The organism is Vibrio sp. D173a, assembly GCF_030248475.1.
In genome coordinates, this window is the sequence record NZ_JAHGAH010000246.1 from 1 (window position 1) to 6,459 (window position 6,459).

The following is a 6,459-nucleotide window of genomic DNA, read 5'->3' on the forward strand; positions in this document are numbered from 1 at the left end:
CCTACTCGATTATTTTAAAGATGCGTTAAAGCATGCTGGAGTGAACTTGTTGCCCTTGCTCTGTCAGCGAGTAAATTCGCCCATCTTCTTTAATAACCAAACCGCTGTTGACCAGTTGTTTTAGGTGGAAGTTGAACTTGGTGTGGTCCTCAATACCAACCACACGGCAGAGGTCCATGAACTTCATTTTTCGATGGATCTTGAGTTGCTTTATCACTGAACGACGAATTGGATTGGAGAGCGCACTAAAAATCTGGTCATGCTTTCTTTCATCAAGCGGTGACTTTGGTGAGCGCTCTGCGTGGACACGCTTTAACGTGACAGACAATGCAGCAAGGTTGAACGGCTTAGTAAGAAATTCATCAGCCCCTTTCTTCATCGCATCGACGGCGACATCAACAGTGGCAAAAGCGGTGGTAATGATGATGCCAATGTTTGGATGTAGGCGTCTTAGGGCTGAAAGGGCTTCAATCCCTGTCATGCCAGTCATTACGACATCAAACAAAGCTAAGTCAAAATGTTGCTCGCTGGCAATATCCAGCGCATCTTCAGCGTTATCACACGCGACCACTTCAAACGATTCCAAGGTTAATGCTTCAACGAGAACCTCTCGCAATTCTGCGTCGTCTTCTGCAAGTAAGAGTTTTAATGTCATTCAATGTTCCTTGGTAAGCGGATTTCAACTGTTAAGCCAGTAATGTGGTCACTCTTCTTTGAGTTCCTCAAGTTTAGCTCGCCACCGTGTTGTAAGATAATTTGATTACTGATTGCCAATCCCATACCTGTGCCTTCCCCCCTTGGCTTTGTGGTGTAGAAAGGTGTTTTCGCTTTGGCAATTTTGTCTAGTGGCATCCCAGTTCCCCAGTCGGAAATGGAGAGAATCGCCACCAGTTTGTCTTGATACGTTTCTATGTAGAGTTGCTTGTGTTCTTGGCTAGCATCAATCGCATTGCCGATGATATTGGTCACCACTTCTTCTAGTTGGCCTGCATCGCCTAAGACATTAAGCGTGTCATCAAGGGAAGTACTTACAATGAAGCCCTCTAAGCGGTATTGGTTTAAAGAAAGTGCTTGGTCCACGATCTTTTTCAAAGAAACCACTTCGCGTTGGATTGGTTTGTGGTGAGCGTAATTCAAGACTTCATGGCTGATCTCTGCAGCACGTTCTAAACCGTGACGGATGCGGGCTAGGTGTCTATGACTGGCCTCGTTGTCTGGTAAATGTTTCTCCAACAAATCGCAGCTCATCGTCGCACTGGAGAGTGGCGTTTTGATTTCATGAGCAACCGCGGAAGTCAGTTCGCCAAGTTCTTTAAGTTTGGCATCTTGTTGAGAGAGTTGGATGTTGCTTTCGAGCTTCTTGCTTTTTTCATCATCAAACACACGTAATGCAATCCATAAGGTGCATAAAATACAAATGGCACAAACCATTCTGACGCCAAGCACCCAAAGCCCTAAATTGGAGGTCAGTACACCTGCTGCAATGCCATAAGCGATCAAAGCAAGACCGGTTAACTTAAATGGGAGTGATGCGCAATGACCTTCTTTTTCTAGGATGTTCGCATAGCTCATCATTGCTAACCCAGAGATTGCGCCAGCGCCCAAGCCGAAGATCCATCGGACTTGGTTTGCGGTGTTGTGAATGTAAATTGCGTACTCGTTACTTCCGAACCGAACGATTAAGCTGATAACAAACAAGGTAAGAACAGTGAGTGCACCATATTTGATGGCTTTAATGTACTTCCAGTCAGTGAGATCCAGCATCTTCCATGCAAAAGCACCAAGCGCAATAAATGAGAACCAGAGCTTGAATACCTTAAGAGTCTCTATTCCCTTGGTGAGCGTGAACTCATGCTCATACATGACCAAGTAAAGTTCTGACCATTCGTGGAAACCGTGAATGAACCCAAATAACGCAAGAATAGGTAAAGCAGAAGCGATAGCGATCCGGCTTTTGCGTAAGTCTCGAAAAAGAATGGCAAAAAAGATGGCGAAGAAAGCTAAGCCATAGAAGAGGTAGATCTTAAAGATGAGTAACATGTCCATGGTTTGAGTCTAAATGACTCCGTACCCTTCATCAATATTTAATATTTGCAATCTTATTATGGTGCATTGCATACATATCCTTTTACATCTGCACTTACTTTATAAAAGTTGTGTGAAGTTTTCTTATCATAATTAATTCTTCCGAGATAATTGTTATTCACATTGTGTGGTTTGGTTTCGATGTTTAATAAAACTGTCATATTGAATTTCTAATCTACACCCGTCGATTGGAGAGCACCGATTGATTGTTGGATTTATTTCAATACCTAGTTTTACTTGAACACTAAAACTAATCTGGGCTAATTAAATGTTGCTTTTTTATTAGCCCAACTTAATCGCTAAATTATATCGGAGATATATTGTGAAATTCATGAAATCAGCTCTAGTGTCTTCAGTTCTGGTTGCAGCATCATTTGGCGTTGCTGCCAAAACAACGATCAATGGCGCTGGTGCGACATTCCCTCATCCAATTTATGCGAAGTGGGCTGAGCAGTACCAAAAGGAAACGGGCGTTCAGATCAACTACCAAGCGATCGGCTCTGGTGGCGGTATCCGTCAGATCACAGCAAACACAGTAGACTTTGGTGCGACAGATGCGCCGTTGACTATTGAAGAGTTGAACAAAAAGGGCATGATTCAGTTCCCAATGGTGATGGGTGCAATTGTTCCTGTAGTAAACATCCCTGGCATTGATGCTGGTGAAGTTAAGCTAACAGGCAAAGTGCTGGCTGATATCTACCTAGGCAATATCAAGAATTGGAATGCTCCGGCGATTGCAGCGCTAAACGAAGGCGTGGAGTTACCAAATCAACCTATCTACGTAGTGCACCGTTCGGACGGTTCTGGTACGACTTACAACTTTACTGATTACCTAGACCGCGTAAGCCCTGAATGGCATGAGTCTATTGGTGTTGGCAAAGACATCACATGGCCAAAGAAAGCAACAACAATTGGCGGTAACGGTAACGCAGGTGTCGCAAACTTCGTAAACCGTACTCGCGGTGCGATCGGTTATGTGGAATACGCATTTGCTAAGCAAAACGACCTTGCTTACACGAAAATGCAGTCTAAAGAAGGCAAGTTCCTAAACCCAAGTATGGACACTTTTCAATCAGTTGCAGCTAACGCTGATTGGGAAAATGCACCGGGTTACCACCTGCTACTCAACGACCAACCAGGTGCCGATTCTTGGCCAATGACCGCTGCTACGTTCATCCTAATGCACACAGACCAATCGGATGCGAATAAAGCAAAAGAAATCGTGAAGTTCTTTGAGTGGAGCTATGAGCAAGGTGAGCTTACTAAAGAGCTAGATTACATCCCAATGCCAAGCAAGGTAGTTAACATGGTTAACGAAACTTGGAAAAATGGTTTGAAATCAGACGGCCAAGCGATTATTCAATAATTCATTAAGTTGTCTGGGGAATATGTTCTCCAGACAACTGAATAAAATATTATGACTACATTAGCTATTAAAAATAAAGTAAATGGTGATTCGGTTTTTAATAAATTGAGTTTCGCGAGTGCTTTATTAATCTTTGTGACTCTAATTGGTATTTTATTATCACTCATTGAAGGTGGGTGGTCTGCTTTTAAAGAATTTGGCCCTGGCTTTTTATTTAGAGATATTTGGGATCCTATTAATGGTCAATTTGGTGCTGCCTCTGCAATTTACGGCACACTTGTTACTTCTTTCATCGCTATTGTTATTGCTGCACCTATCGCATTAGGTACGGCAGTGTTCCTCTCTGAACTGGCTCCTAAATGGCTAAGTCAGCCAGTGAGTAAAGCCATTGAGCTACTCGCTGCCGTACCAAGCATTATCTATGGTATGTGGGGATTGTTTGTCTTTGTTCCTTGGTTCTCAGAAGGGTTTCAAATGTGGGCAGGCATGCATTTAGTTGATATTCCTTTGATCGGTAGCTGGTTTAATGGGCCACCGATTGGCATTGGTTTGTTAGCGGCGGGCATTATCCTTTCATTTATGATTTTGCCAATCATGACGTCATTGACGCGTGACGCACTTAAATCGGTTCCTGATGTACTTCGTGAAGCGGCGTATGGAACAGGTGCGACACCATTTGAGGTGATCACCAAAGTTCTTATCCCAAAAGTGAAAAATGCAACGGTAAGCGCAGGCATCTTAGGCTTAGGGCGAGCACTTGGCGAAACAATGGCGGTGGCTTTTGTTATCGGTGGTGCTAGTCGTATTGAGTTCTCATTCTTTATGCCAGCGAGCTCAATTTCATCGACGATTGCTCAGCAATTTAATGAAGCGACAGACCCAATTCATATCGCTTCACTTATTGGGCTTGGCGTTGTGCTCTTTATTATCACTTTCTTCGTGATGGTATTTGCTCGACGTTTACTAAGGAAGTCATCATGAATACTAGAAAATTAAAGAACTTTAGTTTCTTAGCGTTTTGTTCTTTGTCAGCCGCATTCGGTGTCTTTGTTCTTGCCAGTATTTTGTACACGCTTGTCGGTGAAGGTGTGAAGGGCTTGAGTTTGGCTACCTTCACCGAACTGACTCCTGGTCCTGGCAGCCAAGGTGGTTTGAAAAACGCACTAATTGGTAGCTTGATGCTGACTGGTTTGGGCATTTTAATCGCAGCACCGATTGGTGTCCTGGCTGGTACTTGGCTTGCTGAGGCAGACAAAGACAACAAGGTAGCTGAGTCTTTGCGCTTCCTTAACGGCATGCTAATGAGCGCACCATCGATTCTAGTTGGTCTGTTTGTTTATGCTTTGATTGTGGTTCCAACCGGTGGTTACTCGGGTTGGGCGGGGGCAATTGCACTCGCGGTCCTTGCATTGCCAGTGATTGTTGCTTCAACAGAAGAGATGCTTCGTCTTGTTCCACCAACACTCAAAGAAGCGGGCAGTGGCGTGGGTGCACCTAAATGGCGCGTGATTACCCAACTAAGCTACCGAGCTGCAGCGCCGGGTATTATTACAGCGATTTTATTGTCTATCGCACGTATCTCAGGCGAAACAGCACCTTTGTTGTTTACCGCGCTAAACAGCAGTTTTATGACCACGGACATGAGCAAACCGATGGCAAACTTGCCAGTAACGATTTACCAGTTTGCGATGAGTCCTTACACATCGTGGCAGGAGCTAGCATGGGCTGGCGCACTGATTATCACGACCTTTATTTTGATTGTTAACGTACTGGCGACCTCGTTGCCGCAGCTATTTAAAGCGAGAAGAGCATGAACACGGCAACTTTAAACCCAGTCACTACAAACAACATGAACGGACCTACTATGAGCACTTTGGTAGACAGCATTAATACCAACGATGTGACAGCAAATCTGACTCATCGTATGGATATTCAAAACTTAAATTTTTACTACAACAAAGGCGCAGATGCAGCATTGAAATCGGTATCCATGCCGATTTACAAAAACCGTGTGACGGCACTGATTGGCCCTTCGGGTTGTGGTAAATCCACGCTTCTTCGTACCTTGAACCGAATTTACGATTTGTACGGTAATCAGTATGCAGAAGGTGAAATCCTGTTGGATGGCGAAAGCATCTTTAACAACACCGATGTAAACGAGCTGCGCTCTAAAATCGGTATGGTTTTCCAAAAACCGACACCATTCCCAATGTCGATTTACGAGAACATGGCGTTTGGTCTTAAAATCCAAGGTACGTTTAGCAAAGCAGAAATCAAAGATCGTGTTGAGTCTGCATTAAAACGCGCGCACTTGTGGGAAGAGGTGAAAGACAAGCTGGATGCCGATGCAAATGGCCTATCTGGTGGTCAGCAGCAGCGTTTATGTATCGCACGCACGATTGCTCTAGAGCCAGAAGTAATCCTAATGGATGAACCGACTTCAGCGCTTGACCCAATTGCGACTGCAGCGATTGAAACCTTGATTACAGAACTGCGCGAGAAATACACCATTGTTATCGTTACGCATAACATGCAGCAAGCGATGCGCATCTCTGATTATACCGGTTTTATGTACCTCGGTAAGTTAGAAGAATATGGCACGACCGACAAAATTTTCCACCGTCCAGATAATGATCGTACTAAGCGATACATCTCTGGTGATTTTGGATAGCGAATAACAACAATAGCGGCTGTTGATTCAGCACTCTCTAGGTACGATTTAGCGAGAATCGTGCCTATTTTTTATACGTTTGGGCCCTAAAATTGGGGTTATTAAAAACAATTAAGAACTCTGTATGTATAAAGATAAAGTTGTCGTGATTACCGGCGGTAGCCAAGGTATCGGTCAAACACCTTGCTCTTGCCTACCTTGAGCAACAAGCAAAAGTTATCGTGCTAGACATTGCGCCTAATATGAATCCAGATATGGATTTTCACCTCGTTGATTTAGGGCGACCAGAGCAGATTGAACAGGCTTTTGATGAGATCCAAGGAAAGAGAAGTGGCCC

The 6,459-nt window shown here is 44.1% G+C and carries 6 protein-coding genes; 4 read left to right on the forward strand and 2 right to left on the reverse strand.

Translation table 11 applies throughout. The features are described from left to right. Positions 1–25: 25 nt before the first annotated feature. Positions 26–655, reverse strand: a complete 630-nt coding sequence (locus KIV40_RS21810) for a response regulator (RefSeq protein ID WP_285351285.1) — start codon at positions 653–655, stop codon at positions 26–28. Further along, complete coding sequence (locus KIV40_RS21815) at positions 652–2,046, reverse strand: HAMP domain-containing sensor histidine kinase (protein WP_285351287.1); 1,395 nt, start codon at positions 2,044–2,046, stop codon at positions 652–654. Before KIV40_RS21815 ends, KIV40_RS21810 begins: the two co-directional genes overlap by 4 nt. Before the next feature lie 370 nt (positions 2,047–2,416). Between KIV40_RS21815 and pstS the strand changes: the two genes are divergently transcribed. From pstS to pstB, 4 genes are read left to right on the forward strand one after another with little or no spacing between them, the layout of a single operon-like run. After that, complete coding sequence (pstS, locus tag KIV40_RS21820) at positions 2,417–3,451, forward strand: phosphate ABC transporter substrate-binding protein PstS (RefSeq protein ID WP_285351292.1); 1,035 nt, start codon at positions 2,417–2,419, stop codon at positions 3,449–3,451. A 51-nt stretch (positions 3,452–3,502) separates the two neighbouring features. After that, positions 3,503–4,432, forward strand: a complete 930-nt coding sequence (gene pstC / locus KIV40_RS21825) for a phosphate ABC transporter permease subunit PstC (protein WP_285351288.1) — start codon at positions 3,503–3,505, stop codon at positions 4,430–4,432. Beyond that, the gene (gene pstA, locus KIV40_RS21830; RefSeq protein WP_005441026.1) at positions 4,429–5,265 is read left to right on the forward strand and encodes a phosphate ABC transporter permease PstA; all 837 of its coding nucleotides are present in this window, start codon (positions 4,429–4,431) and stop codon (positions 5,263–5,265) included. Before pstC ends, pstA begins: the two co-directional genes overlap by 4 nt. Further along, positions 5,262–6,122, forward strand: coding sequence for a phosphate ABC transporter ATP-binding protein PstB (pstB, locus tag KIV40_RS21835; protein ID WP_285351289.1), 861 nt, complete (start codon positions 5,262–5,264; stop codon positions 6,120–6,122). The genes pstA and pstB overlap by 4 nt, the downstream gene beginning before the upstream one ends. Positions 6,123–6,459: the final 337 nt, after the last annotated feature.

Excerpts from the sequence above, each read along its gene's own strand:
- KIV40_RS21810 (WP_285351285.1), bottom strand. The coding sequence starts at position 655 with ATGACATTAAAACTCTTACTTGCAGAAGACGACGCAGAATTGCGAGAG.
- KIV40_RS21815 (WP_285351287.1), bottom strand. The coding sequence starts at position 2,046 with ATGGACATGTTACTCATCTTTAAGATCTACCTCTTCTATGGCTTAGCT.
- pstS (WP_285351292.1), top strand. The coding sequence starts at position 2,417 with ATGAAATCAGCTCTAGTGTCTTCAGTTCTGGTTGCAGCATCATTTGGC.
- pstC (WP_285351288.1), top strand. The coding sequence starts at position 3,503 with ATGACTACATTAGCTATTAAAAATAAAGTAAATGGTGATTCGGTTTTT.
- pstA (WP_005441026.1), top strand. The coding sequence starts at position 4,429 with ATGAATACTAGAAAATTAAAGAACTTTAGTTTCTTAGCGTTTTGTTCT.
- pstB (WP_285351289.1), top strand. The coding sequence starts at position 5,262 with ATGAACACGGCAACTTTAAACCCAGTCACTACAAACAACATGAACGGA.